The following is a 26087-nucleotide window of genomic DNA, read 5'->3' as shown; positions in this document are numbered from 1 at the left end:
TTTATTAAATGTATTATATGGTAAAAAGGGGTTGTTATTTTTTCTAAATTGTTTTCATATCTTTGCCGTGGATGAAAAAGAATAAGCTCATAATAAGTGTTTCTTTGGCGATTGCGGTATTGTTCTCAATACTGTTTCAGTCCTTTCATATCTATGAACATTTAGAGAAGCAGCTTTACGAAAAGCAATGCCATCATAAATACAATGTTACTAATAAAGAGATAACGCATCAGCATCATAATTTTGATCATTGTTATGTCTGTGATTTTACTTTTGGCAGTTATATTTCTCCAAAAGAATTTACGTATCAATTACATTCCACATATAAAGAAATACCTTATTTCATTAGTCCAGAGGAAACGGCTCTTTCGTTTTCCGGCAGTTTATATTCCCTTCGCGGACCTCCTGCAAATAGTTTAAGCTGAATTTATTTCAGCTTCTGTTGATTCATTTCAACTTCTGTTGATTTATTCCAGCACGTAGCATTTTTATTTTATTTACTAAATAATTCCAGACTCATCTTCCTTTATTTTAGAGAAGAATGTGGCTAGGAACAATACATTCATTTCAATGAAATATTTTATTATAGCCCTATTCTTGGGGTTTTCGGTTATGCTTAATGCGCAAAATTCAGTATCAGGAACGGTGACTGATTTGAAAAACCAACCCATAAAAGGCGTTTCGGTTTATGCATCAGAACTGCACAAGGGAACCGCAACTGATGAGAACGGAAAATATACATTCAATAATCTTCCTGATGGGAACCTGAAATTAACCTTTACTTTCGTTGGATTTGGAATCCAAAACAAAACAATAAATGGCTTACAAAAAGAAAATACACTAGATGTAATCCTTGAAGAAACGATATTCCAGATGGATGAGGTGATTGTTTCTACTGCTTTCAATAAAATACAATCGCAGAATGTGATGAAAGTGGAACACCAAAACATCAAAGAATTACAGCGAAAAGGAACCGCCACCTTAATCGAAGGATTGGCTACAATTCCAGGGGTTTCGCAGGTTTCTACCGGAACTTCTATTGGAAAACCAGTAATTCGTGGCTTGAGTGGGAATCGGGTTTTAGTTTATTCTCAAGGCGTCCGAATGGAAAATCAACAGTTTGGAGACGAACATGGTTTGGGATTAAACGATTCCGGAATAGAAAGTGTTGAGGTTATCAAAGGACCGGCTTCATTGCTTTATGGTTCAGATGCTTTGGGTGGCGTTCTGTATTTTAACCCAGAGAAATTTGCCGATGCCAATACCTTCAAAGCTAATTTCAGTCAGAAATTGTTCTCGAATACCTTAGGTAGCAATTCCTCTTTGGGATTGAAAACGTCCACTGATAACTGGAAATTCCTTGCTCGAGGAAGTTATAATACACATTCAGATTACAAAATTGCTAAGGGAGACCGTGTGACTAATACCCGTTACAATGAAACTGATTTCAAAACAGGAATTGGTTACAGTGATTCAAAATTTTCGACGGTGTTTCGTTACAATTACAACAAACTGGATTTAGGAATTCCGGAAAATGGTATTGCAGAACAATCTACAAGTAAGAAAACAGGTTTTCCAAAGCAAGGCGTTTTCAATCATCTGTTGAGTTTGAATTCGATAGTATATTTAAAAAATTCAAAACTGGATGTTGATTTAGGCTATGTTGCCAATGACCGTTCGGAGTTCACTGATAGTGATGTCGCCAGTTTACACATGAAATTGAAAACATTCAATTATGATGCGAAATACCATTTGCCAAAAATAGGAAAAGTCGAATCTATTTTTGGAATTCAGGGAATGCACCAAAGCAATGTGAATTCCGGTAATGAGTATTTGATCCCGGATGCTACAACCAATGATTTTGGAGTTTTTGGAACTGCAAATTATGAATGGGGCTCAAACGTTTTACAAGGGGGATTGCGTTTTGATAACAGACAAATCACCACGCAAGAACATGGAATGGAAGGTCAGGAAGGCTATTTTAAAGCCATCGATAGATCGTACGATAGTTTTAATGCCTCGCTGGGCTACAAAACCAAGCTGGCCGAAGATTTGACATTACGATTGAATCTTGCTTCCGGATTTAGAGCGCCGAATTTAGCCGAATTAACTTCCAATGGCGTTCACGGAGGAACCAACCGTTATGAAGTGGGAAACAGTGATTTGAAAACGGAACAAAATGTACAAACCGATGTGAATTTGGAATATAAAAACAGCCATTTTGAATTTTTTGCCAATGGATTTTACAACCACATCAACAATTATATCTACACTTCACCAACAGGAGAAATGATTGATGAAAATGCTGTTTTTGATTATATTCAGAATAATGCCAAGTTGTACGGTGGAGAAATAGGATTGCATTTTCACCCACATCCATTAGATTGGCTTCATTTTGAAACCAGTTTTGAAACTGTAACCGGCAAGAAGCAATCCCGAAGCGTCGGGAGGGATTTTCTGCCTTTAATTCCTGCAAACAATTGGAACAACACCATTAGAACCGAATTTAAAATCAAAAATTGGTTGGAAGAGGGATTCGCCACTTTGAATTTCTCCTCTACTTTCAATCAAAATAACGTGAGTGGTTTTGAAACAAAATCGAATGGATACACATTGGTAAATTTAGGTTTTGGAGGAAAAGTAAAACTCGGTAAAACGGCTTTTGATATTAATTTGAACGGAAATAATTTATTGGACAAAAGCTATATCGCGCATCTTTCCAGATTGAAAACCGATGGAATCCCTAACATAGGAAGAAACATCGTTTTTGGGGTAAATTTTAATTTGTAGCACTTTTGCGTAAGCATAAAAAAAACGCTATTCGAAAGAGTAGCGTTTTTCTTTACACCATAAAATAAGTCTTTTGGCTAATATTTTTAACATATAAGTCATATAAGATTTGCTTTTATATTTGACGTTAAACCTGTTGCGTAATTTGATTAAAAAAACTTATATGTCTTATATGTTTACTATTTTTCAACATATAAGTCATACAAGAATTCAGTTCAAATTGTGACACAAATGAATTAGTTTTAAACTTATATGACCTTAAATGCCTTATATGGTTTATTATTTTATAACATATAAGTCATATAAGATTTGACGAATGAAGCTCACACTACTGCAAGCGTTGATTATTTTTGAGCATAAAAAACTTATATGACCTTAAATGCCTTATATGGTTTATTATTTTATAACATATAAGTCATATAAGATTTGACGAATGAAGCTCACACTACTGCAAGCGTCGATTATTTTTAAACTTAAAAAAAACTTACATGACTTATATGGTTAATAATTCTCAGTATTATGAAAATGTATAATTCGTTTTAAATTGTCACAACTGTAATAAAAAAACCATTCGAGCGACTAACATTTTTTTAAGACTTCCCTTATCGGGAACACTAACTATTTTCCTATTTTTGTTATAACCTAAAAACAGAATTTAATGAAAAACACTTTTTTATTAATGGCTTTATCTGCCACAATTGCAAGTTTTTGCCAAAACCAAAAACCAACTACAATGAAATATCCAGTTACCCATAAAGGCGAAACGGTTGATGTGTATTTTGATACCAAAGTTGCCGATCCGTACCGCTGGCTCGAAGACGACAAATCTGCCGAAACCGGCGCTTGGGTAAAAGCCCAAAACAAAGTTACCTATGATTATTTAGCCCAGATTCCGTTTCGTGATGTGTTAAAAGCAAGAATGGAAAAACTATGGAATTATGAGAAAATAGGTGCCCCTTTCAAAGAGGGGAATTATACCTATTACTACAAAAACAACGGTTTGCAAAACCAGTCAGTATTGTATAGAAAAGACGCCAAAGGAACAGAAACCGTTTTCTTAGATCCCAATACTTTTTCTAAAGACGGAACCACTTCGCTTGGCGGATTAGATTTCTCCAAAGACGGTTCTAAAGTTGCGTATGCCATTTCAGAAGGTGGAAGCGATTGGAGAAAAGTGATCATCATGGATGCCATCACCAAAAAAATAATTGAAGATACCATTGTTGATGTGAAATTCAGCGGTGTGTCTTGGAAAGGAAATGAAGGCTTTTACTATTCCAGTTATGACAAACCAAAGGGAAGCGAATTGTCTGCAAAAACGGACCAACACAAACTGTATTTCCACAAGTTAGGAACACCGCAAAAGCAAGACCAAATCATCTTTGGCGCAGACCAAAAACGACGCTATGTAGGCGGAAGCGTGACAGAGGACGATCATTATTTGGTTATCACTGCTTCGACTTCGACTTACGGAAACGAATTGTATATCCAAGACCTGACCAAGCCCAATAGTCCTATTGTGACTATTGTTGATAATTTCAAAAGCGACAACAATATAATCGATAATGAAGGCACAAAATTATTCATAGAAACCGATTGGAATGCGCCCAACAAACGCATAATAACGGTAGATGTCAATAACCCAAAACCGGAAAACTGGAAAGATTTCATCCCAGAAACTGATAACGTTTTAGCACCAACAACGGGTGGCGGTTTCATTTTTGCTAATTACATGAAAGATGCCGTTTCGGTGGTGAAACAATATGATTATTCAGGAAAAATGATTCGGGAAATCAAGTTACCAGCTTTGGGAACTGCAGGCGGTTTTGGCGGAAAGAAAAAAGAAAAAACCCTTTATTATTCGTTTACAAATTATGTCAGCCCGGGAACGATTTATTCATTCGAACCAAAATCCGGGAAATCGGCGGTATATGAAAAACCAAAAGTAGATTTTAAAAGCGAAGACTACGTTTCTAAACAAGTATTTTACACCTCCAAGGACGGAACCAAAATTCCAATGATGATTACCCATAAAAAAGGATTGAAACTGGAAGGTAAAAACCCAACGATATTATATGGTTATGGTGGTTTCAACGTAAGCTTGACGCCAAGTTTCAGCATTGCCAATGCCGTTTGGATGGAAAACGGAGGCATTTATGCCGTTCCTAATTTGCGTGGAGGTGGTGAATATGGGAAAAAATGGCACGATGCGGGAATCAAAATGCAAAAACAAAACGTGTTTGATGATTTCATTGCTGCGGCTGAATATCTGATAGCTCAAAACTACACTTCTTCCAGTTTTCTTGCTATTCGCGGTGGTTCAAACGGCGGATTGCTAGTGGGAGCAACCATGACACAACGCCCGGATTTGATGAAAGTCGCCTTGCCGGCCGTGGGTGTAATGGATATGTTGCGCTATCACACCTTTACTTCGGGAGCGGGTTGGGCGTATGATTATGGAACATCACAGGACAGCAAGGAAATGTTTGCCTACATCAAGGGCTATTCTCCGGTTAATAATGTAAAACAAGGAATTCAATATCCGGCCACGATGGTAACAACGGGCGATCACGACGATAGAGTAGTGCCGGCACACAGTTTCAAATTTGCTGCCGAATTACAGGAAAAACAAACCGGACCTAATCCTACTTTAATCCGTATTGACATCAATGCAGGACACGGCGCAGGAAAATCCGTGGCGGCAACCATTCAGGAAAACGTAGACATACAGGCATTTACCCTGTACAATATGGGAGTGACTGAATTGCAAAAATTAGCTGATTAAGAGCTGTTTTTAGGAGCTATTTCCTGCTATCCGTTACAATCTTTTTCAACGCTGTCAGGGTTTTGAACCCTGACAGCGTTTAGAAAAAGGATTTTCACTTTTATCAGGGCTAGGGCATCAGATTCCCCAAATGATTGTCATTGCGAGGAACGAAGCAATCACATCACGAATTTATACCAACAAGAAATTCAAAAAACGCTATTCGAAAGAGTAGCGTTTTTTTGCGGAATAAAACGAAAACGGAATTTGACTATTGAAATCTTGACTCATGAATATTTTTATCCCGTATGGGATTAAATATTGGTAGAAAATTATTCCATACACACAATAATATCCCGTAGGGATTATAGGTTCCGTCCCTACGGGATTATAAGGGGTCGGATTCTCGGTTGCTACCAATATCAAACACCTAACGGCGTTTTTTGGCGTAATAAAATCAGGTTGAAAACTAAAAATTAATGAGGTCAATTGTAGGCGGGTTAATTGTTTAAATAAATATAATTTCGTTATCTGCCTTTGACTGTTAAACCTTTGTGTAAAAGGAAAAATGTTAATCTTAATTTCAAAATTATGACTATTAAAGAAATTGCTCTGCAACTTAATGAGAAGATAACTGGTGGATTTGAAATCACTAAAAGAAGAGGAGTTTTAACTAGTACTTGGTTAATTTATAAAAAAGAAAAGTATTATTATTACTTTGATGTTAATGAAAAAATCATTTTTGATGAAAATCATAAATATTCTGTAGAAGAACTTGAAGAGGAATTTAAAAATTTATACTTCGAAATTGATTGTGAAATATTTTAATAAGAAACTAATAATTAATCTTAATCACATTATTCATTTCCACTTTATTTAGTTCTGCCATTAATGCCTTTTTTGCATCAAGAACAAACTCTTTCTTAAGCGGAATTCCACATATAAAAACATGGTTTGTTGATTGATTTATATTGTTCTTGTAGCTAATTTTTTTTATTTCAACTTTATCCGACGGATAACATAAAAACCCATATTTATCATCGGTTTTGCTAAATGATGAATAAGCCATAATTTGATGTAAATCATGTCTATGAACATCTTTTAAATTCTCACTTTTATCAAATTTGTTGTAAAGATTTGATTTGTATTTAGCATCAATAAACACAATAAGATTTTCTTTTTGGTAGATTGCATCTGGCTCAATATGTTTCAATTCCCAAGTATATCGATTAGAGGTTTTGGAATGAAATTTATAATTTGAAAATAAATGACCTCCGGTTTCTTTTGAAATTTCTTTAAAAATATATTGAACAAACTTTTCGAAAACATCAGAGAAATCCACACGCCAAGCTGTGCTGTCTTTCAAATTAAAATTTAATATTCTATTTGCTTGATCTTTACAGTTTTTAACTTTAAGATTGTCAGCGGATTTTATAGCGATATTATTAGTTGAAATAGGTTTGTGTAAATAAAGTTTTTCGTCAATAAAGGCTAGTCTGTTTCTAATCGAGCTTTTTATCCTTTGTGGTGTATTTGAAGATAAAAGTTCCAATTTACATAAATCAAAGACATAGCGAATTTCAGAATATTCTTTATGAAATTCACTTAGAACATTTTTTCGTGTTGGGAATTTTAACCGATTTTCGATTTTATACTCTTCATTTATATATTTATTCCAATTTACTTGCCCTGTTGGTTGTGAAGTTATCTTTTCAATATTATCAAATTTTCTCCAAGGGGTTTTAATTAATACTTCAAGAGAATCAATAAATTTCACAGCTTCCAAGTATAATGGAGGGCGGAAATTTTTTCCGGAAGCTAATGGCAAACTGTCGATTACTTGAGGACTAATTTCTGTTCCTAAAAGATTAAGAATTTCAATATAATCTTCAAATCTGTCTCGTGCAGTAAATCTAGGCATTACAACAAAATCGCCTATTTGCTTACCAGTATCTGACGCTCTTAATGGAATAGTTCCAATGAATTCTGAAGTACGAAAAGCCAAAGAAGTGTTTTGGTCTGTGCCAATAATGGATGGCTGAACCCCTAAAAAATTAAAATTATCTGAGTTGTAATTAATGAACTTTTGTAAATATTGCCCAATAATTCTTTTATCCGCTGATTTAAACCATTTTTTTTGTAAAACAAGACCATTTAACAAAAATGATTTTTCTGTCAAACAAGGGATTTCACAAAAAACATCTAACGGCTTACTCATTCAAAAAGTGATTGATTAATTCTGTTTGAGAAATAAGTATTGAACTCTTCTTTAGCATTTCTAACGAGTCCTTCTTGTAAGTATTCTCTAATTAATGGAAATATTTCATATTTGATTCTGTTTTTCATTTCCTCATCAGACGAAGCAATAAAATATCCTTGCCCAGGTTGTAACGAAAGTTCATTACTTGTTGCATACCAATCAAAAATTTCTTGTATTCTGCTGAAATCTTCTTTGTGAAATTGTTTCGAATTAATCAGTTTAGGCTTTAATGTATACCATGCAAATCTTCGTCTTAAAGCAAAGTCAACAACTGCTAAACTTCTGTCTGCCGTATTCATTGTTGCAATAATATTTAAATTTTTAGGAAGTTGATTAATCTTATAGCCTGGGTAAATTTCTATTTCAACATCTGAATTTTCCATTTTGTGCTCAAATAGATAAAATATTGGCCCCAAAACATTAGATAAATTTGCTCTGTTTATTTCGTCAATTATTAAAACCGTTTTCTCGTTTTCATGTTCTCTGGCATATTTTAAAGCTTCAGTAAAACTTCCTAGACTCTCAATATAGTTTAGTTCTTTGCTCTTAACATCTGGTCTAATTCCATAGATAAAATCAGAAAAACTAGTCTCGGCATGAAATTGTGTGAAAAATGTTTTAGCTTTTATTTTTGCTGATACCAATTTTGCTGTTCTTGTTTTTCCTGTACCAGGTGGTCCTTGTAAAACAATAAATCTTCTTTCTTTTAGCAAACTTTCGATTTCTTCAGCTTCATCGATTTCCTCTGTTTCCAAAAACGGTTCAAGAGCTTCTGTAATTGCTTTTCTATGCTCTTTGTTCGATGGCCATTCTCTTAACTTTGCATAACCAGCTACAAAAGCAGCAATTATTTTTTTACCTTCTTTACTTTCAGGATTATCTACTATTTGGCAAACTGGTAATACTTTGCTATAAGTTTTTATAGTATTTTTTATATGTTGTAAATCATTGCTTCCGGTAATTGTTTTTGGCAAACTAGTTTCGATATCTGAAAAATCAGATTTATAAAAGCCTCTTTCGTCAATTAGATTTGAAAATAATCTCCTAAGTCCTGGATAAGTTGCTAATTCATAATCATTTTTAAATCCACTCGAACCAATACCTAAACAAACTAACCATGGTTTATTCTGTTCGTTTGGAAAAATAGTCAATGAAAAATCGTGAAACGGGCCAGAAGTATCTTCGTCAGGATGGATAAAGCCAAAATATGCGCCATTATCTTTCAATGCTTCTTGTTTAGTATTGTTGCGCTCTATGTATGGTTTGTTGAACTCATTATCTGCTTTAGCGCCAAATTGTTCTGCTTTGTCCTTTATAAACTGTCTGATGTTCTCTATAATCATTTTTCTATTTTAAGTATTGTATTATTGTAAACTAGACTAATAATCTATTTTAAATAATAAGCTCTATTCATCAAACAAGTCTTTAATTTTTACATCAAGAGCTTTTGCTAATTTTTCAACAACTTCAATGGAAACATTTCTTTCTCCCTTTTCGATAGTTGGTAAATAGGTTCTGTCAATTTCTGCAAGATTAGCAAGCTTTTCTTGTGAAAGACCTTTCGCTTTTCTTAGCTCTTTTATTTTTAGACCGAGTTTTTGCTTAATATTCATGTTAACAAATATTACAAAATGTGGTCTATATTGCAACGGAGTAGAGTCCGGTTTTTTTATGTCTTTGAAATAATCTACCTTTAATAATCTAATTCTTTTAAACAATGACATCATCTGAAAAAATCGAATATTTTGAACAATTTCTAAATCAACCTGAAGAGAACTATGCAGATAGTTTCAAGGCGGATATCATTATGTTTTTTGATGATGATTTTTCTAAGGAAAATTCACAATTACTTTTTCTTGAGAATTTAAATTCGAAAAGAGATATTGAAAACTGGATTAATAAATTGACTTCCCGTTTTGTAACGAAATTTGATTCAGAATTCGAAACTGAGAATGACTTTATTTATGATTATTTAGAAAATGGATAAAAGCAGTATAATACAAATCAAAAAGCCAATTCTAACTAAACTGATTAAAATTTTAAGTACTCAAAACGATTCCCTAAAATCAATCAGAAAGCAACAATTCAGTTAATCGATCGTCATGGCCGTAGATGTCATTATAAAAATGAATCGTTCCATTACGATCTACCCAAGCGGTAAAATAACCAATATAAACGGGGATTTTAGTTTTAAGTTTATAGGTCTTTTCTGCGCCTCTGTTCATGGCTGCATCGATTTTTTCTACAGTCCAGTTTTTGTCGTCTTTCAAAATGGCAACGGCCAAATCTCTGGCGCGCGCCACCCGAACGCATCCGTGACTAAAAGCTCTTTGTTCTTCTTTAAACAAGTTTTTTGCAGGTGTATCATGCATATAAATGGAAAAAGAATTTGGGAAAACGAACTTAACCAATCCAAGTGAGTTTTCCGGTCCGGGTCGTTGCCGTACTTTATCACCAACCCATTCCATGTTGTGTTTTGCGAGATAGTTTGCATTTTTGGCAATAGCCGGCAAAATCTCTTTTCTTAAAATGCTTGAAGGGACATTCCAATAAGGGCTAAATACAATTTCACTCATTTCGCCGCTAAAAACCACTGTTCTATTCAGTGATTTACCTACTACAACTTTAGATTCCAGAGCGGGTTTCCCGTTTTTGAAATAGGTAAGATTGAAGGAAGGGATATTGACCATAATATACTGTTGTGTTTTTATCAAACTGGGAGAAATCCACCGGCATCGTTCCATATTGGTCATGATTGTCTTTATGCGTTCATTTACGGGAATATTCATGTCTTTGATGTGCTTGGGTAGCAGAACGGGATCAGGGATAAAAGCATTGCGTTCCTTGTAATGCAGCACCCCGACCACAAGTTCGTTGTCGTACCAATTTTTTTTCGAGTCGGCACTCAGATCTCTGGTAAGATAAAGTCGGTTTCTGATTTGCAAAACCACATCAGCGGTATCTCCCGGTTTCAGCGATTTCATTTTTTTTGGCCAAACAATGGTACTCCAGCCTCCTTTTTTTTCAATATTCCGATATTTTTGCAAGGCTTCTTTTAACTGATAATACTGTCCCAAAAGGTCTTTATCCTTCTTGTTGATTAAACTGGGATCTTGTAGCAACGAATCTAATCGATTGACATACGATTGTTTTTTTCGGGGAAGATACCAGCCCAATTGTTGTGTTTTCTCGATATCTACACCCTTATAAACTCTGTTGAAATAGAAAAAATACAACGAAGACATCAAGAGTTCTACCTCCAGATTTGATTCTTTCCTGTTGTCATAATCCTGAAAAATTGATTGCATTTTTTCCTTGTACGGAACCCGTATTTTAAGGCCTTCCTGATCTAAATTGTTGATTTTGCTATACAATAAATCAGCAAACTCATTCATGCCATTGCGGTCATACCAAAGGAATTGGTAATTGTGTTTCCGGTATAGTTTGACCACTTCTGGTTTTAGGTATTTTAGTTTTGGGTATTTAGAAAAAAAAGGAGTAACCAATGTGCTGTCAAATGGTTCATTCAAAAAAGGAATTGTGTTATTGCAAATAAAGGAAATAGCAGGAAACGCAGATTCAGTTTTACTTGCTTCAAGGCTGTAAGAACGCGCCAATAGTAAATGGGAAGGAATACAAAAAAACAATAGGACAAGGATACGTTTCATGTCGACAGTTTTTATTTCTTTCAACTATAAATATACAAAAAAAGACTGATGGATTGGGCGTGTTTAAATGATATAGTTGAATCTAAAAGGTTGAAATGTAATTTATTGCATAAATACCTCCGCTATAAAGTACAACCGTGTGGACCCAAAAATCGGGTAAGATATTAAACACCAATTTCACGAATTTGCACAAATTAATTCGTGAAAATTCGTGAAATTGGTGTTTAACTTTTTAATATGAAATTAAAAAAACTTGTTTTTAGATATTTTGATTACCAGATTTTAACTCTTTTCTCCGGAGCGAGGTATAGCGAATCCGTCGGTTTTATATTGAAAGCCGTGTAGAATTCTGGAATATTGCGTACAACACCATTTACCCTGAATTTTGAAGGCGAATGCTCGTTGCTTGCCACTTGGATTCTTAAAGCCTCCTCTCGACTTTTATTTAGCCAGCTTTGACCCCAGCCAAGGAAAATACGTTGTTCCCCGGTGAAACCATCCAAAACGGGCGATTTTTTACCATTGAGACTCATTTTGTACGCTTTTATAGCGATGGATAGTCCTCCTAAGTCACCAATGTTTTCCCCTTGCGTAAATTCTCCATTTACGTTGAGGTCAGGAAAAACTTTAAAACCGTTATATTGGGTAACTAATGCTCCCGTTTTTTGTTTGAAAGCTGCTAAATCTTTTGATGTCCACCAGTTGCGCAGGACTCCATTGCCATCAAATGTGCTTCCAATATCATCAAATCCATGTCCGATTTCGTGCCCTATCACCGCTCCAATTCCGCCATAATTTACGGCATCTTCTGCGTTTGGATCAAAGAAAGGAGGTTGCAAAATAGCTGCCGGAAATACAATTTCGTTTAAAAAGGGATTGTAATATGCATTTACGGTTTGAGGTGTCATTCCCCATTCTGAGCGATCAACAGCTTTTCCGAGTTTATTTATTTGTCTGTCGTATTCAAAGGCAGTAGATTTTTGGAGGTTTCCATATAACGCTCCTTTTACGACTTTTAATGTAGAATAATCTCTCCATTTATCAGGATAACCAATTTTTATGGTGAATTTAGATAATTTATCCAATGCCTGTTTTTTGGTTTCCGGACTCATCCAATCCAATTTCTTGATGCTTTCGCCATAGGCCTTAAGAAGATTTTTAACTAAGATTGTTACTTGTCCTTTAGCTTCCGGAGAGAAGTGTTTTTCAACATACACTTTGCCTATAATCTCGCCAAGGTTATCATTTACCTTTTCTACTCCTCTGCGCCATAAAGGTTTCTGTATCTCTATTCCCGCTAATGTTTTGCCATAAAAATTGAAGTTTTCATTATCTAAAGCTGTACTTAAAGACATTGACGATGCATGAACAGCACTCCATTTTAGGTAGCCTTTCCAAGTGTCCAATGGTGTGGTTTTTATAATAGCATTGAGTGATTTAATGTATTCTATTTGTGTTACAACAATATTTTGCTGGTTGATAATCCCCGCATTATTCAGCATGGAACTCCAGTCAAAATCAGGCATGAGTTGCTTTAAATTTTTGATCTCATACTTGTTGTAAAGCTTTACGATATCACGTGTTTGCTCTTTTTTCATATGTTGCGAAGCTAAAGTAGTTTCTAAAGCCATAATTTTTGGGGCGAGTTCAGCGGGATTTGCTGCCCCGCCAAGTTGCAACATGTTTTGGATGTGGGTTACATATTTTTTGCGTATTTCTTTAGATTTGGCATCTTCAAGAAAATAGTATTCTCTGTCCGGCAGTCCAAGACCACTTTGCCACGTATAAAGCATGTATTGGGTAGGATCTTTAAAATCTGCAACAACTCCAATTGCAAATGGGGTGTTTGTCCCTGATTTATTAGCGTAACCAAAATATTTCGCCAGATCAGAATAATTAGAAATGGCGTCAATTTTATTGAATTCTGGTAGTAGGGGTGCAATTCCTATACGGTCTCTGGTTATAGTATCCATAAAAGTACTGTAGAAGTCTCCAATTTTTTGTTCATTGGAACCATCGGCAAAACCGCCTTTAGCAGCATTCTCGATGATGGCTTTCACATCTTCCTGTGATTTGTCATGTACAATGTAGCCAATACCATAGGAGGGTTTGTCTGCCGGTATCTTGGTGTTTTTGACCCAGGTACCATTCACATAGGCATCAAAATTGTCACCAGGCCTTACCGAGGTGTCCATGTTTTTGAGCGATAAACCGGATACTAATTTTTTGTCTGACTTAATTTTAGTGAACGCACCAAAAATTAGAATAGAACACAATAATAAAAAAAGAGTTCTAAAAGAGGAGAGTTTGAATTTCATAGTATTTATCTTTAAATTTTTAGGATATTAAAGATAATTAAAAACAAGTGTAAATAATATAATATGTTGAAAATTAGATTATTGACATTAAACAGGGGTTGATTTACACGATTTTGAATAGATATCTCGTTACCATCTATTCCTCAGCTACTAGCGAAGCTAATTTTTCATCTTTGTCGTAGATATCCTCATAAAAATGGATATCCCCTTTGTCGTCTACCCAAGTGGTAAAATAACCAATGTAAATGGGAACCTTGTTTTTCATTATATATGTGGTTTCCTTCTCTCCTTTCATGGCATCAGCGATACGCTCAACGGACCATTCAGGATCATTTTTTAATAGCAATTGTGCTAATTCCCTGCCTTTTTGCATATTGATGCAACCGTGGCTTAGGGCTCGGTAGTTGAATTCAAATAAACTTTTGGATGGCGAATCGTGCAAATAAATATCATTTGGATTAGGGAACATGAATTTAACCAGTCCCATTGGGTTTTTTCCTCCAGGTTTTTGTCTGACTCTTCCATTGTTGGATTCCATGTTATGTTTTTCCAAATAGTTTTTATCTCCAAACACCGCTTGCGCTAATTCATTTTCAACAATACTTTGAGGAATATTCCAGTATGGGCTAAACACAATCGAAGTGACATAACTGCTAAAAACTGCCGTTTCAGAAATGTTTTTTCCAACCAACAAACTGGACTCTAGTGCCTTGGTGCCATCTTTGGTGTAAACCAATTGAAAAGCGGGAATGTTTATAAATATGACCTCATTGGCATTTGTTAAGTCAGGATCCATCCATCGGCAACGTTCCATGTTTACGGCAATCGCTTGAATGTATTTCTTGATTGGTAAATTCATTCGTTGCACTTGCCAATTGGTAATGAGATAATTCGGTTGATAGCCATTTCGTTTTTTGTATTTCAATACACCGGCCATTAATTCATTATCGTACACATTATTTTTAGAATCCTGTTTTAAATCTCCAATAACTGTAAGACGTTGTCTGATTTGGCCAATGGTTTTTGAGCTGTCACTCGGTTTGTATAATTTTACAGCACTATCTGTGGCAATGTGATTCCAAGTACCATTTTTTTCTATTTGTCGGTATGTTTTTAAAAAGTCACGGAGTTTATAATATTGTCCCAACATATTTTTATCGTTCTGATTCAATAAACTGGGATCTGCTAAGAAGGAATCCAATAGGTTTTCATAAGAGTTGTTTTTCCTTGGTAAAAACCATCCGATTTCCCTGATTTTTTCGCTGTCAATACCAAAATATACCTTTTTAGCATAAAACACATACACAGAGGAAAGCAGTAGTTCGGTATCCGTTTCAGATGGATTCGCTGTTAAAGATTTTGTGTCGAATATTCCGTCAATTTTATCTTGGCAGGGAAAATTAGAGTCAATGCCTTCTTGCTCCATTTGACTTACTTTAGCATATAAGATGCCGGCCAATTCAATTATTCGCTGATCCTCGTACCAAATGGATTTGTAATTCCGTTTTTTGTAAACAGCGGAGACATCAGATTGGTATTTTTTTAATTCGGGATATTTAGCAAAGAAGCCTGTGATTATGGCCTTATTAACGGTAATTTCGGGTTTTCCAAAAATGTATTCCTGAATATTTTTGGCAATAGAAAATACTTTAGCCGTTAGGTTTTCATTCCGGTTATGGTAAATTGTAGTAACTGACACTCCACATACAATTACTACGATGGATAAAAGATATTTTCTCATAGTCCAATTATGTACATAAAGATAAAAAAATATATAATCAGTATAAAGTATATCCCCAATTGTTTGTCTCTTTTATGATTTTATTAATAAATGAATAGTTGCTGCCAATGCCTGGCTAATAGTATTTATGGGATTTATTTTCATAAGGTTTTATTAATTACTATTGTTTTTATTGGACTATAGTTAAATTTGAGAATCAATACTAAACATTAAATAAACATGAAAATTCAAATTAACACAGACAAAAATATTGAGGGACACGAACGATTGGAAGCTTATTTTTCTAGCGAATCAGAAAAAGTATTAGCTCGTTTTGAAGATAAAATCACACGTCTTGAAGTACATCTGGGAGATGAAAATAGTGATAAAACCGGTATTAATGATAAACGCTGTCTTATCGAAGTACGTGCTGCTAATATGCAACCTATAGTAGTCACTAATCATGCTGATACTACGGAGAAAGCTTTCCAAGGTTCGTTAGAAAAGATGAAAAAAGTGTTGGGAACTACTTTTGATAAAATGAAAGCACATTAAAGTATCCCTTTTTGGACGACATAAAAAAAATGACATTATCTCTTAAAGAAGATAATGTCATTTTTTTGTGGAATACTAATTTTATACTGATCGAATCGAATGATTATTTCGCAAATATCAGGGAAGCTAATCGTTCATCCCTATTGTAGATGTCCTCATAAAAATGGATGAGTCCTTTGTCATCTACCCAAGAGGTGAAATAACCAATATAAACAGGGATTTTATTTTTTAGTGCATACATGGTCTCCGTATCGCTGTTCATCGCGGCATCAATCTTTTCCGGAGTCCAGTTTGGATCATTTTTCAAAATGATATTGGCTAGGTCTTTTGGTTTTGCAACTCGTATGCAGCCATGACTAAATGCTCTGTCTTCACTATTGAATAAACTTTTAGAAGGCGTATCGTGCAGGTATATATTATTAGAATTAGGAAACAAGAACTTAACTTTACCCAAAGAATTATCACCTCCTGGTTTTTGTCTCACGTCGTTGCCGTTCCATTCCATATTGTGTTCGGCTAAATAGTTTTCGTTTTCTTCAATTGCCGGAAGTATCTCTTTTTTCAGAATACTCGTTGGGACATTCCAATACGGACTAAAGGCAATAAATTTCATTACGGCGCTAAATACGACCGTTTTATTTAAGGCTTTTCCAACCACCACTTTAGAACGTAACTCCGGTTTTCCGTTTCGAATATAGGTTAATTCATAAGCCGGAATATTGATAACTATTAACTCTGGGGATTTTGTGATGTCATTAGAAATCCATCGACAACGTTCCATGTTGACCGTAATTGTTTTGATGCGCTGCCCAACGGAAATATTCATGTCTTTTATGTGTTCTGGCAAGATACTTTTATCAAGTGTATTGCCATTTCTCATTTTGTATCTCAAAATTCCAGCGGCTAAAACATCATCGTAAACCGTGCTTTTTGAATCCTTTGAAATATCGCCCGTAATGAATAAGCGTTGTCTTATTTGCGCAATTGTTTTAGAATTATCGCCAGGTTTGTATGATTTTACATTTGGATCAATGGCAATAGTTTTCCATCCGCCCTTCTTTTCTATATCACGGTATTTTTGTAACACGTCTTTAAGAAGGTAATATTGACTTAATACCCCTTTCTCATCTTTGTTGATTAAGTTAGGTTCAATTAAAAGAGAATCCAAATAACTAACATACGACTGTTTTTTCCTTGGAAGATACCATCCAAGATCCGTCGATTTACTGGCAGGTATTCCATGATATACTTTGTCAGCATAAAAAAAGTAAAGAGAAGAGCTTAGAAGTTCTGCGTCAATATCCGGTTTTTGGTCGTTATCTGCATCTTCGTAAATATCTGATAGTTTGTTTTTATAGGGCACATCAACTTGAACACCTTCTTCTTCGAGATTGTTAAGTTTATCATACAATAGATTACCGAAATCATTAATTCCGTTGTCGTCATACCAAACATAATGGAATTGATGTTTGCGATACAATTTCTCAACATCAGCTTGGTATTTTTTTAATTTTGGATGATTAACAAAAAACGTTTTTACCAAGGTACTGTCAAAAGGAGTTTCAAGGGATATTTTATTGGCTTCTGCTTCCTTTTTTGCTTGTTTTTTGCACGAAATGGTTAGAGACAAAACGGCAATAAAAAAGATTATAATTTTGGGGCTTAACTTCTTCATAATTTAAACTTTAAAGCGTAATAATTTATTTATAGGTATACAAAAATACGGCAAATCAAGTACTTAAATACCAGTTTTGAAAAGGGCGGTTTTTTGAGTTTTATGTATTGTTTTTACTTTATTCATATAAATCAATAAAAAAATATTCGTAAATAGTTGTTTGTCAGTGCTTTTGGTTTTGTGTTTATTTATGAATTTGAAACTTTTTATGTAAGCAAGGAATGTAAATCCAAAAATTATGAAATAAATAGAAATAAATATGTAAAATTGCCCCTGCTGTCTATTTTTGTCCGGACAACAGAAAAACACAAGCAGTTTAGAAGAAAGAATTGGGTAGCGCTATCAAGTTGGTAATAGTAAAACAGAAATCATGGATGACGCTGATTATAAAGAGTCAAGCTACTTTTAGAGGGTTCTGGATCAAAAAATAAAATGCAAATTTTACTGGTTTTCTTGAAATAATTTATAAGAAACAGCAAAATTTGTGTTTAAGAAAGCGGTTTAATCGGGTGTAGCTGCTAAGAATGTAAAATACAGATTTTTCTTAATTCCAAAACTAAATGTTATAAATATTGGCAGCAGTAGAAATCCATAAGAAAGGATAAGTTCATCATATAACTGAGAGGGTCGCAATGCATAATAAGGGAATTGCATTCCATTTGCTGGCTGTTAGTGTATTTATTAAAATAAAAACCATGAATAATACCTAAATCAAATGAAAAAAATACTGGCTGTTCTTGCCGTTCTAGCACTATTCAGTTGCAAAAGCTTGATAGAGAAACAAACAATTTCAAAAGAAAGAATTAATGTCACGCTAGACTCCTGGCATAAAGCGGCTGCTGATGCAAATTATGAGAATTATTTTGCGATGATGACTAATGACGCTATTTTTATTGGCACTGATGCCACTGAAAACTGGAACAAAACGGAATTTCAGGCTTTCGCCAAGCCTTTTTTTGATAAAGGAAAAGCATGGAATTTTACAGCAATAGAGCGTCATGTTTATTTTGATGAAAAAGGGAGGACAGCTTGGTTTGACGAATTACTGAATACCCAAATGAAAATTTGCCGTGGTTCAGGCGTTTTGGTAAAAATAGGAAATGAATGGAAAATAAAACACTATGTTTTGTCTATGACCATACCAAATGATAATACAAACGAAGTAGTAAGAGTAAAAACAAACATAGAAGATGCTATTTTAAAGAAAATGAATGGTACTAAATAAAGGTGTAATCTCGAATTTTTTTTATAACTCGAAAATGCATCTGATAAGATTGCAAATTATTTTTTTTGAGATAAAAAAAGGAACTAATCGAACCAAGTGTAGACGCAGGTTTAAAATGGAATCAAGGTAACAATTATTAAGCATATTCACACTGATTTTAAGTTGATATTAAAAGGTTAAACACGGATTTCACTGATTTGCACAAATTAATTCGTGTAAATTCGTGAAATTCGTGTTTGATATCCTCTGCAGTTTTGTACCCACAGGGTAGGGAATAAATAGCGCTATATTAATTTTTCTCCGCTTGGGCTTTCGGTCTTATATAATTCCTTAATTTTGTCGAAATATTTGTAAAAGCGTGGGAAGTAAAAATAAACTAAAGAGATTCAAGGAAAACGAAACATTCGAAAACGTTTTTCAACCAACAAGAGAAGAAGTACTAGGCGATTTATTTCCACTTAAAGGGAAATGGCATACTGAATTTTTCAAAAATGATAATCCATTGGTATTGGAATTAGGTTGTGGAAAAGGAGAATATTCCGTGGGTCTTGCTGAAAGATATCCTAATAAAAATTTTGTTGGGATTGATATCAAAGGAGCGCGTTTTTGGCGCGGTGCCAAAACAGCCGTTGAAACAGGTTTGCATAATGTAGCCTTCATTCGAACTCAAATCGAATTGATAAATCATATTTTTGCCGAAAATGAAGTAGATGAAATTTGGATTACTTTTCCAGATCCTCAAATAAAATACAAACGAACAAAACACAGAATGACCAATTCCGAGTTTTTGCAGTTGTATAAAAAAGTGCTGAAAAAAGAGGGTGTTGTAAACCTTAAAACCGATAGTGAATTCATGCACGGTTATACACTTGGTTTGCTTCATGGTGAAGGACACGAGGTTTTGTACGCCAATCATAATGTATACGTAAACGAAGGAAGTCCGGAAGAAGTGACTGCTTTTCAGACTTTTTACGAAAAACAATATTTGGAAGTTAACAAAGCAATTACGTATATTCGATTCAAAATTAAAGAATAGTTTTACGGTTTTAACTGGAATTGTTTTTCTTTTTTGAATGCTGATACCTAGCCTATGAATCTACTTATATCTTTAGTTTCCGGTTTTATTACCGCTTTTATAGGGATTACTCCGCCGGGGTTACTCAATATGACAGCTGCGAAAGTGAACTTGAAAGAAGGAAAAAAAAGTGCTTTGTGGTTTGTTTTTGGGGCGATTATTATAATATTTTTTCAAGCATATCTAGCAATACTTTTTGCCAGATTTATTGATGACCGCCCTGATTTGGTTCTTTTATTGCGCGAAATTGGTTGCGTTGTTTTCTCAGGCTTAACCATTTATTTCCTTTTGATAGCCAAAAAGCCAAAGAAGATAAAAGGAAAAATAAAGAAGCAGAGCAAAAGTTCTCGTTTTTTTCTTGGAATGTTACTTTCTGCACTTAATTTCTTCCCTATTCCGTATTATGTTTTGGTAAGCATTACCTTATCCTCGTATAATTTGTTTTCTTTCGATACCTCTTTCGTTTTTATTTTTGTGAATGGGGTTGTGCTTGGTGCTTTTTTGGTTTTCTATTGTTACATCACTTTTTTTGGAAAAATACAAAACAAAGCGGATTATATGATGCGAAATATGAATACCATTATTGGCAGTATAACTGGATTGATAGCAGTTGTAACCTTGATTAACATAATAAAACATTACATGAGCATTTAACAGTTCTATAGCTCAGGTTAGTATCATTATCACCATTTTTTATTAGATTCAAATTCATGTCCGAAGATAACTTTTTCGAAAGAGTGTACATTATAGCCAGACAAATTCCTTACGGGAAAGTCACGTCTTACGGTGCGATTGCCAAAGCACTGGGAACTGCCCGTTCCGCGAGAATGGTCGGTTGGGCAATGAACGCTTCCCATAATATGGAAGATGTTCCGGCACATCGGGTAGTGAACAGAAAAGGGCTGCTTACAGGAAAACTTCACTTTGACGGAACAAATCTCATGCAGCAATTACTGGAAAATGAGGGAATTGTTGTGGTTGATAATCAGATAATGGATTTTGAGAAACACTTTTGGCAACCTGAAATACATTTTTAGAATCTTCTTTATATCCTAATCTTCAAAAATTGATGATTTATTTGAAAAAATGAATAACCACCAGCAATCCCCACATCAATAAATGCAATACAAAACCTTTATAATAAGAACTTTTCACAGTATCTTTGCAATCTGAAATCAGTTTAAATAAAGATAATATTCTGGCGGTAAAACGCCCATAGAAAACAGTTAACTAAAAATGAAATTAGATAGAAAAGAAATTCTTAAAGCTTTAGAAACGATTACTATAGCTGGAGAAGGAAAGAACATGGTGGAGAGTGGCGCTATAGCGAATGTAGTTACTTTTGGCGATGAGGTAGTAGTAGATTTAGTATTACACACACCGGCAATGCACATTAAAAAACGTGCTGAAGACGACATCAAAAAAACAATTCTTGAATTAGTGTCTCCAGATGCTAAAATCAAAATCAATAGTAAAGTTGAGGTTCCGGACAAGCCAGAAATTAAAGGAAAATCAATACCGGGAATAAAAAACATTATCGGAGTTGCCTCTGGTAAAGGAGGAGTAGGAAAATCTACAGTAACTGCAAATTTAGCAGTATCATTGGCCAAAATGGGTTTCTCAGTAGGAATTCTTGATGCCGATATTTACGGACCATCGATGCCAATCATGTTCGACGTAGAAAGCGAAAAGCCAATTTCTATAATGGTCGATGGGAGATCAAAAATGAAACCGGTTGAAAGTTACGAGGTAAAAATTCTTTCAATAGGATTTTTCACAGCACCAAGTCAAGCGGTAATCTGGAGAGGGCCTATGGCTTCTAAAGCGTTAAACCAAATGATTTTTGATGCTGATTGGGGAGAATTAGATTTCATGTTGGTCGATTTGCCACCGGGAACAGGGGATATTCACCTTTCGATCGTACAATCATTACCTATTACGGGTGTTGTGATTGTAAGCACACCGCAAGCAGTAGCTTTGGCCGATGCTAAAAAAGGAGTTTCCATGTTCATGTCTGAGGCAATAAATGTCCCTGTATTGGGAATTATTGAAAACATGGCATACTTCACACCCGAAGAATTACCTGAAAATAAATATTACATCTTTGGAAAAGAAGGAGCTCGAAATCTTGCAGAAGATTTAGACGTTCCATTCCTGGGACAAGTGCCAATTGTACAATCAATCCGTGAAGCCGGAGATTACGGTCGTCCTGCAGCCATGCAAACAGGTTCAATAATCGAAACTGTTTTTGAAGAAATAACCCGCAATGTAGTGCGAGAAGTAGTAAGCAGAAACGAAAATTTGCCTGCGACTGAGGCTGTTAAAATTACAACTATGGCAGGTTGTTCAGCAGTAAATAAAAAATAGATTACTTATATTTTTAGACTACTTAGACAAACTAAGAAATCTAAAAATCTAAAAGGTCTGAAAACCTAATAAGTCTAAATTATGACAACAGAAGAATTAACACTAGAAGTTCAAAAAGCACTCGAAGAAATCAGACCTTTTTTGAACTCTGATGGCGGAGACATTACCCTTATTTCCATCGAAGACGGCAAACATGTAAAAGTACGTCTTGAAGGAGCATGTACCAGTTGCAGTGTAAACCAAATGACATTGAGAGCTGGTGTTGAAACCACTATCAAAAAGTTTGCACCCCAAATAGAAACTGTTGTAAATATCCTATAAATGTTAGGGCGTGCCCCTTTTAAGAAAAAAGGCTACTCAATAGAACGAGTATTTGCCTTTTTTCTTAAAACGGTCGGGCTATCCGCGCTACTTCGGTAGCCAGCTTCTATCCCTCACGCAAACCCACAACTCATAACTTATAACTCACAACTGACTTATGGATGTATTAATAAAAATTAAAGACAGAGAAGGAGTAGTGCATGAATTACAGGCTCCCACAGATATGGCCATGAACATCATGGAATTATGCAAAGCCTATGAACTACCTGTAGAAGGAACTTGTGGCGGAATGGCCATGTGTGCTTCTTGTCAATGTTATGTTCTTAATGATGTAGTATTGCCGGAAATGGGTGATGATGAAGAAGCGATGCTCTCTGAAGCGTTCTACGTAAAATCGAACAGTCGATTGGGTTGTCAAATCCCAATCACCGAAAGCCTGGAAGGATTAGAACTGGAATTGGCTCCGGAAAATTAAAGTAAAGCGTTCATCTTGGTGAACGCTTTTTTTATTTGTAATCTTTTAGATTGGTTGGACCATCAAGTATTTCTCTTACAATTTGTAAAATACCGTTATCCCTTGTGTCAATGTACCATTTTATTAATGTTAGGGTTCCGTTTGCAATCTCAATACCGGTAATACTTCGCGGGTGTACGCAGCTTCCGTCATTAAAATAAGGGGTTGAGTTTTGACTTGGGTACGAAAAACTGGGACGATGTGTATGTCCTACAATCGTAATCTTTCGATTATTGTTTTCAATCCATTTTTTTATTCGCAGTTCTACTTTTATACGTTCTACATAATTCTTTGCAGGGCTTGTCGGATCAGAGATACCCCAAATTTGTAATGGTTTCCATAATACAGCAACCATAAATCGATTGATTTTCCAACCTACATAATTCATGAAATCAGCTTGATGACCGTGCGTTAAAAAGAGTTCTTGTTTGGTTTCCTGATGGACCAAAACGATGGCTTCGTGACATTTTATACCGGTAAATAAAGGTTCGGTTCGGTCATTTTGGGTATTTATATATGTTGAAAGCGTTTTTTCTGCGTGATCTTTATTCCGAAAAACCATATCATGATTGCCCCAGATTTTATGGTATCTGTTTGAGTCATGAAATTTCTTTAATAAAAGATATACGTTTTTGTGCGCTTCAAAAATGGTTTTAAAGAATATATTTTCCCATAATTCATCGCCGTCACCCAACTCACAATATTCAAAACCATCATTATAATACTGGTTCATTGCATGAAAATAGACATTTCTATTGTTTGCAAAATCATCAGCAAAACTATTGTCGCTCCGGTGGCAGTCGCTAAATAGAATAAACTTTGATTGATCATCAAAAGGAATTCTTTTAGCTTCTTTATAGGCTTTTGTTAATCGTTCTTGGGAAGACATTTGTATGTTTTAAAAAAATAAAGATATATAAAAACTGTTATTAAAGGGTAATTGGAGGAATACTTCTTTAATAAGTGGACTGATCTTTTATTTTTGGATTGCTGCAGCGGCTTTTGGCAAAATCCGTTCTACAAATAGAGAATACGCTAATTCCGAAGGATGCAATCCATCTTGGGCTACAAGATTGGTATTTGTTAAACCTTGTCTGGTGATATCAGTAATGTTTATAAACTCAATATTGTTATCCGTGCAATATTTTTTGGCGTAAGCATTATAACTATCAATTTCCATAGAAATCCGCGATTGATTTCCTGATCCTTGGCCAAAAGGCGTATGGGCATAATCTGGAATAGAAACCACAATGACATTCGCCTTATCACCTTTTGCGAAAGCAATAGCTTTAGTTAGTAATTCAGGGAACTCTTTCTCGTATACCGAAAAAGGTTTGTTTTGATATTGATTGTTTACACCAATTAATAAGGTAACCAAATCATAATCGGAGCTTGGATTTTGTAAATCAATCGCCGAAATTAAGTTGGTTGTGGTCCAGCCCGTTTGCGCAATAAGTTTTAATGGATAGGCATTATTTGGATTTAAATTACTGAGGTTTTTCTTTAGTTGTTCGGGAAATCTACAGGTTTCACATACACTTTGACCAATGGTGTAACTGTCGCCAAGTGCTAAATATCTAAAGGTTTGATTTTGTGTTTGCGGGACTGTTATTAATGTAGGATTTGTAACTGTTGTTGCATAAGTCGTTTTAGGAATTGGATTTTCACTGCTACAACTTGCAATAAAAAGTAATAAAAGGAACGCAACTATTATTTGAAATTGTTTTTTCATTATTTTGAAATTTGGAGGGAGTTATTTCTAAATAATAGTTACGTTTGTTTGGTAGTATTGGTTTTATGCCAATTCAACATTCATCATAATTGTTTCTTCAATTGCATCCCAAAGGCCGATTCTTTTTTCTAAAGCTAAAATCGAAACTTCCTCTACATCAGACCATTTTTGTGGGTCATTGCCACAAAGTTCTGTTATCATTTTCATCGCCATAGGGCCGTGTTCATCAGCATCTAATTCGATGTGTCTTTCAAAATAGTAAATCAATTTACTTAAATCAGTTTGGGGAAAATTTTCCTGAAAATTTTTCAGGATTGCGGTGAACATACTTGGAATCAAGTCCTCTCTTCCAAAAGTAAAGGCAGCGGCAATTTCGTGTGTTTTTCCTTCATCGATTACTCTGAAAGTGAAGTCTAAAAAGGCTTTAATGTTAGGATGTAGATTGCTTTTTTTGATGGCGACAAATACATTGTTAAGGGAATGGACTTCAGCTAAAAAATGTTCAATCCCATCAGTATTGGCACCACAAGCTTTCATGGCTTCAATATACATTTCGTAATGACTCTGATGACGTCCGTCTATGGTTAGATCGGTCTCTTCAGCCAAAACAATTTCGTTAATTAAATATCTTGTTTCTGGATTTTCGGTGGCAAACCATGGTGTAGTTGTGCAGGTTAATTTACCTTGTAAAGCTTTTAATAGAGACATGAAATCCCAAACTGCATAAACATGATTTTCTAAAAAAACATGCAGATCTTCAATTGTTTGTACTTTTTTATATAGGGAATGTTGTAACAAAGATTCTTTTTGGGGCTGAATCGTCTTGTTAATTGCTTCAATATTCATAGTGGTATTTTTTGATGTAAATATAAAAAAGCTTCTTGTTTCCAAGAAGCTTTTACTATCAATTTTATAAATACTTTTTAAGTACATGGCAAAAACTGAAATATTCTGATTTCTAGTAAATTAAATCCACTTAATAGAAATCTAGATAAATAATCCAGTCCGTATTTGAATACACTAACAGACCTTCTGCCGTGTTTTTTGATTTTTATCTTTTTAATTTTCTCATCAATAAAATCTCCAATTTTATAACACCAGAC

23 protein-coding genes and 1 pseudogene are annotated in these 26087 nt (G+C 34.8%); 13 read left to right on the top strand and 11 right to left on the bottom strand.

Annotation, left to right across the window (positions count from 1 at the left end; genetic code table 11):
- The first annotated feature begins 71 nt into the window (after positions 1 to 71).
- From ACFX5F_RS08440 to ACFX5F_RS08425, 4 genes are all read left to right on the top strand, one after another.
- Entirely contained in the window at positions 72 to 425 is a 354-nt protein-coding gene (locus ACFX5F_RS08440; protein WP_379851630.1) for a hypothetical protein, read from the top strand.
- A 145-nt stretch (positions 426 to 570) separates the two neighbouring features.
- Positions 571 to 2790: a TonB-dependent receptor gene (locus ACFX5F_RS08435; protein ID WP_379851629.1), complete on the top strand. Its 2220-nt coding sequence runs from the start codon at positions 571 to 573 to the stop codon at positions 2788 to 2790.
- A 658-nt stretch (positions 2791 to 3448) separates the two neighbouring features.
- Positions 3449 to 5575, top strand: coding sequence for a prolyl oligopeptidase family serine peptidase (locus ACFX5F_RS08430; RefSeq protein ID WP_379851628.1), 2127 nt, complete (start codon positions 3449 to 3451; stop codon positions 5573 to 5575).
- A 570-nt stretch (positions 5576 to 6145) separates the two neighbouring features.
- The gene (locus ACFX5F_RS08425) at positions 6146 to 6382 is read left to right on the top strand and encodes a hypothetical protein (protein ID WP_379851627.1); all 237 of its coding nucleotides are present in this window, start codon (positions 6146 to 6148) and stop codon (positions 6380 to 6382) included.
- A gap of 7 nt (positions 6383 to 6389) precedes the next feature.
- Here ACFX5F_RS08425 and ACFX5F_RS08420 read toward each other — a convergent pair whose 3' ends face one another.
- The 3 genes from ACFX5F_RS08420 to ACFX5F_RS08410 all read right to left on the bottom strand — a co-directional run bounded on the left by ACFX5F_RS08420 (position 6390) and on the right by ACFX5F_RS08410 (position 9427).
- The gene (locus tag ACFX5F_RS08420; RefSeq protein WP_379851626.1) at positions 6390 to 7772 is read right to left on the bottom strand and encodes a hypothetical protein; all 1383 of its coding nucleotides are present in this window, start codon (positions 7770 to 7772) and stop codon (positions 6390 to 6392) included.
- Positions 7769 to 9157, bottom strand: coding sequence for an McrB family protein (locus tag ACFX5F_RS08415; protein WP_379851625.1), 1389 nt, complete (start codon positions 9155 to 9157; stop codon positions 7769 to 7771). Before ACFX5F_RS08415 ends, ACFX5F_RS08420 begins: the two co-directional genes overlap by 4 nt.
- A 63-nt stretch (positions 9158 to 9220) precedes the next feature.
- Complete coding sequence (locus tag ACFX5F_RS08410) at positions 9221 to 9427, bottom strand: helix-turn-helix domain-containing protein (protein ID WP_282717628.1); 207 nt, start codon at positions 9425 to 9427, stop codon at positions 9221 to 9223.
- A gap of 104 nt (positions 9428 to 9531) precedes the next feature.
- Here ACFX5F_RS08410 and ACFX5F_RS08405 point away from each other — a divergent pair, with 104 nt between their 5' ends.
- Positions 9532 to 9801, top strand: coding sequence for a hypothetical protein (locus ACFX5F_RS08405; RefSeq protein WP_379851624.1), 270 nt, complete (start codon positions 9532 to 9534; stop codon positions 9799 to 9801).
- 79 nt (positions 9802 to 9880) lie between these two features.
- On the opposite strand, the gene ACFX5F_RS08400 is transcribed toward ACFX5F_RS08405, so the two are convergent.
- The 3 genes from ACFX5F_RS08400 to ACFX5F_RS08390 all read right to left on the bottom strand — a co-directional run bounded on the left by ACFX5F_RS08400 (position 9881) and on the right by ACFX5F_RS08390 (position 15541).
- Positions 9881 to 11482 (bottom strand): L,D-transpeptidase family protein, encoded by a 1602-nt coding sequence (locus ACFX5F_RS08400; RefSeq protein WP_379851623.1) that lies wholly within the window; start codon positions 11480 to 11482, stop codon positions 9881 to 9883.
- Positions 11483 to 11754: 272 nt separating this feature from the next.
- Positions 11755 to 13800, bottom strand: coding sequence for a M13 family metallopeptidase (locus ACFX5F_RS08395; RefSeq protein ID WP_379851622.1), 2046 nt, complete (start codon positions 13798 to 13800; stop codon positions 11755 to 11757).
- Positions 13801 to 13936: 136 nt separating this feature from the next.
- Complete coding sequence (locus tag ACFX5F_RS08390) at positions 13937 to 15541, bottom strand: L,D-transpeptidase family protein (protein WP_379851621.1); 1605 nt, start codon at positions 15539 to 15541, stop codon at positions 13937 to 13939.
- A 219-nt stretch (positions 15542 to 15760) separates the two neighbouring features.
- Between ACFX5F_RS08390 and ACFX5F_RS08385 the strand changes: the two genes are divergently transcribed.
- A complete protein-coding gene (locus ACFX5F_RS08385) occupies positions 15761 to 16075 on the top strand; it encodes an HPF/RaiA family ribosome-associated protein (protein ID WP_379851620.1) in 315 nt (104 codons plus the stop codon).
- A gap of 103 nt (positions 16076 to 16178) precedes the next feature.
- Here the strand turns inward: ACFX5F_RS08385 and ACFX5F_RS08380 are convergent, their stop codons facing one another.
- The gene (locus tag ACFX5F_RS08380; protein ID WP_379851619.1) at positions 16179 to 17750 is read right to left on the bottom strand and encodes a L,D-transpeptidase family protein; all 1572 of its coding nucleotides are present in this window, start codon (positions 17748 to 17750) and stop codon (positions 16179 to 16181) included.
- A gap of 715 nt (positions 17751 to 18465) precedes the next feature.
- Between ACFX5F_RS08380 and ACFX5F_RS08375 the strand changes: the two genes are divergently transcribed.
- From ACFX5F_RS08375 to ACFX5F_RS08345, 7 genes are all read left to right on the top strand, one after another.
- Positions 18466 to 18975, top strand: a complete 510-nt coding sequence (locus tag ACFX5F_RS08375; protein WP_379851618.1) for a nuclear transport factor 2 family protein — start codon at positions 18466 to 18468, stop codon at positions 18973 to 18975.
- Positions 18976 to 19333: 358 nt separating this feature from the next.
- The gene (trmB, locus tag ACFX5F_RS08370; RefSeq protein ID WP_379851617.1) at positions 19334 to 20011 is read left to right on the top strand and encodes a tRNA (guanosine(46)-N7)-methyltransferase TrmB; all 678 of its coding nucleotides are present in this window, start codon (positions 19334 to 19336) and stop codon (positions 20009 to 20011) included.
- 54 nt (positions 20012 to 20065) lie between these two features.
- Entirely contained in the window at positions 20066 to 20704 is a 639-nt protein-coding gene (locus tag ACFX5F_RS08365) for a LysE family transporter (RefSeq protein ID WP_379851616.1), read from the top strand.
- Between the two features lie 56 nt (positions 20705 to 20760).
- Entirely contained in the window at positions 20761 to 21087 is a 327-nt protein-coding gene (locus ACFX5F_RS08360) for an MGMT family protein (protein WP_379851615.1), read from the top strand.
- A 199-nt stretch (positions 21088 to 21286) separates the two neighbouring features.
- Positions 21287 to 22417, top strand: a complete 1131-nt coding sequence (locus ACFX5F_RS08355) for an Mrp/NBP35 family ATP-binding protein (protein WP_379851614.1) — start codon at positions 21287 to 21289, stop codon at positions 22415 to 22417.
- An 81-nt stretch (positions 22418 to 22498) separates the two neighbouring features.
- Positions 22499 to 22738 carry a NifU family protein gene (locus ACFX5F_RS08350; protein WP_103998375.1) on the top strand — a complete coding sequence of 80 codons (240 nt, stop codon included), beginning with the start codon at positions 22499 to 22501 and terminating at the stop codon, positions 22736 to 22738.
- Between the two features lie 157 nt (positions 22739 to 22895).
- Positions 22896 to 23213, top strand: a complete 318-nt coding sequence (locus tag ACFX5F_RS08345; RefSeq protein WP_379851613.1) for a 2Fe-2S iron-sulfur cluster-binding protein — start codon at positions 22896 to 22898, stop codon at positions 23211 to 23213.
- A gap of 31 nt (positions 23214 to 23244) precedes the next feature.
- Here the strand turns inward: ACFX5F_RS08345 and ACFX5F_RS08340 are convergent, their stop codons facing one another.
- The 4 genes and pseudogenes from ACFX5F_RS08340 to ACFX5F_RS08325 all read right to left on the bottom strand — a co-directional run.
- A complete protein-coding gene (locus tag ACFX5F_RS08340; RefSeq protein ID WP_379851612.1) occupies positions 23245 to 24141 on the bottom strand; it encodes a serine/threonine protein phosphatase in 897 nt (298 codons plus the stop codon).
- Between the two features lie 87 nt (positions 24142 to 24228).
- Positions 24229 to 24984, bottom strand: coding sequence for an SGNH/GDSL hydrolase family protein (locus ACFX5F_RS08335; protein WP_379851611.1), 756 nt, complete (start codon positions 24982 to 24984; stop codon positions 24229 to 24231).
- A gap of 63 nt (positions 24985 to 25047) precedes the next feature.
- Positions 25048 to 25830, bottom strand: a complete 783-nt coding sequence (locus ACFX5F_RS08330) for a DUF3050 domain-containing protein (RefSeq protein WP_379851610.1) — start codon at positions 25828 to 25830, stop codon at positions 25048 to 25050.
- A gap of 77 nt (positions 25831 to 25907) precedes the next feature.
- Positions 25908 to 26087, bottom strand: a pseudogene (locus ACFX5F_RS08325) (IS4 family transposase); the annotation flags it as partial.

This window comes from Flavobacterium zhoui (assembly GCF_042787235.1).
Classification (GTDB): Bacteria; Bacteroidota; Bacteroidia; order Flavobacteriales; family Flavobacteriaceae; genus Flavobacterium; species Flavobacterium zhoui.
This window is presented reverse-complemented; position numbering and strand designations above follow the sequence as displayed.

Excerpts from the sequence above, each read along its gene's own strand:
- ACFX5F_RS08340 (WP_379851612.1), bottom strand. The coding sequence starts at position 24,141 with ATGTCTTCCCAAGAACGATTAACAAAAGCCTATAAAGAAGCTAAAAGA.
- ACFX5F_RS08345 (WP_379851613.1), top strand. The coding sequence starts at position 22,896 with ATGGATGTATTAATAAAAATTAAAGACAGAGAAGGAGTAGTGCATGAA.
- ACFX5F_RS08385 (WP_379851620.1), top strand. The coding sequence starts at position 15,761 with ATGAAAATTCAAATTAACACAGACAAAAATATTGAGGGACACGAACGA.
- ACFX5F_RS08335 (WP_379851611.1), bottom strand. The coding sequence starts at position 24,984 with ATGAAAAAACAATTTCAAATAATAGTTGCGTTCCTTTTATTACTTTTT.
- ACFX5F_RS08400 (WP_379851623.1), bottom strand. The coding sequence starts at position 11,482 with ATGAAACGTATCCTTGTCCTATTGTTTTTTTGTATTCCTTCCCATTTA.
- ACFX5F_RS08350 (WP_103998375.1), top strand. The coding sequence starts at position 22,499 with ATGACAACAGAAGAATTAACACTAGAAGTTCAAAAAGCACTCGAAGAA.
- ACFX5F_RS08365 (WP_379851616.1), top strand. The coding sequence starts at position 20,066 with ATGAATCTACTTATATCTTTAGTTTCCGGTTTTATTACCGCTTTTATA.
- ACFX5F_RS08390 (WP_379851621.1), bottom strand. The coding sequence starts at position 15,541 with ATGAGAAAATATCTTTTATCCATCGTAGTAATTGTATGTGGAGTGTCA.
- ACFX5F_RS08355 (WP_379851614.1), top strand. The coding sequence starts at position 21,287 with ATGAAATTAGATAGAAAAGAAATTCTTAAAGCTTTAGAAACGATTACT.
- ACFX5F_RS08430 (WP_379851628.1), top strand. The coding sequence starts at position 3,449 with ATGAAAAACACTTTTTTATTAATGGCTTTATCTGCCACAATTGCAAGT.
- ACFX5F_RS08330 (WP_379851610.1), bottom strand. The coding sequence starts at position 25,830 with ATGAATATTGAAGCAATTAACAAGACGATTCAGCCCCAAAAAGAATCT.
- ACFX5F_RS08380 (WP_379851619.1), bottom strand. The coding sequence starts at position 17,750 with ATGAAGAAGTTAAGCCCCAAAATTATAATCTTTTTTATTGCCGTTTTG.
- ACFX5F_RS08435 (WP_379851629.1), top strand. The coding sequence starts at position 571 with ATGAAATATTTTATTATAGCCCTATTCTTGGGGTTTTCGGTTATGCTT.
- ACFX5F_RS08440 (WP_379851630.1), top strand. The coding sequence starts at position 72 with ATGAAAAAGAATAAGCTCATAATAAGTGTTTCTTTGGCGATTGCGGTA.
- ACFX5F_RS08360 (WP_379851615.1), top strand. The coding sequence starts at position 20,761 with ATGTCCGAAGATAACTTTTTCGAAAGAGTGTACATTATAGCCAGACAA.
- ACFX5F_RS08375 (WP_379851618.1), top strand. The coding sequence starts at position 18,466 with ATGAAAAAAATACTGGCTGTTCTTGCCGTTCTAGCACTATTCAGTTGC.
- ACFX5F_RS08395 (WP_379851622.1), bottom strand. The coding sequence starts at position 13,800 with ATGAAATTCAAACTCTCCTCTTTTAGAACTCTTTTTTTATTATTGTGT.
- ACFX5F_RS08410 (WP_282717628.1), bottom strand. The coding sequence starts at position 9,427 with ATGAATATTAAGCAAAAACTCGGTCTAAAAATAAAAGAGCTAAGAAAA.
- ACFX5F_RS08420 (WP_379851626.1), bottom strand. The coding sequence starts at position 7,772 with ATGAGTAAGCCGTTAGATGTTTTTTGTGAAATCCCTTGTTTGACAGAA.
- ACFX5F_RS08415 (WP_379851625.1), bottom strand. The coding sequence starts at position 9,157 with ATGATTATAGAGAACATCAGACAGTTTATAAAGGACAAAGCAGAACAA.
- ACFX5F_RS08425 (WP_379851627.1), top strand. The coding sequence starts at position 6,146 with ATGACTATTAAAGAAATTGCTCTGCAACTTAATGAGAAGATAACTGGT.
- ACFX5F_RS08405 (WP_379851624.1), top strand. The coding sequence starts at position 9,532 with ATGACATCATCTGAAAAAATCGAATATTTTGAACAATTTCTAAATCAA.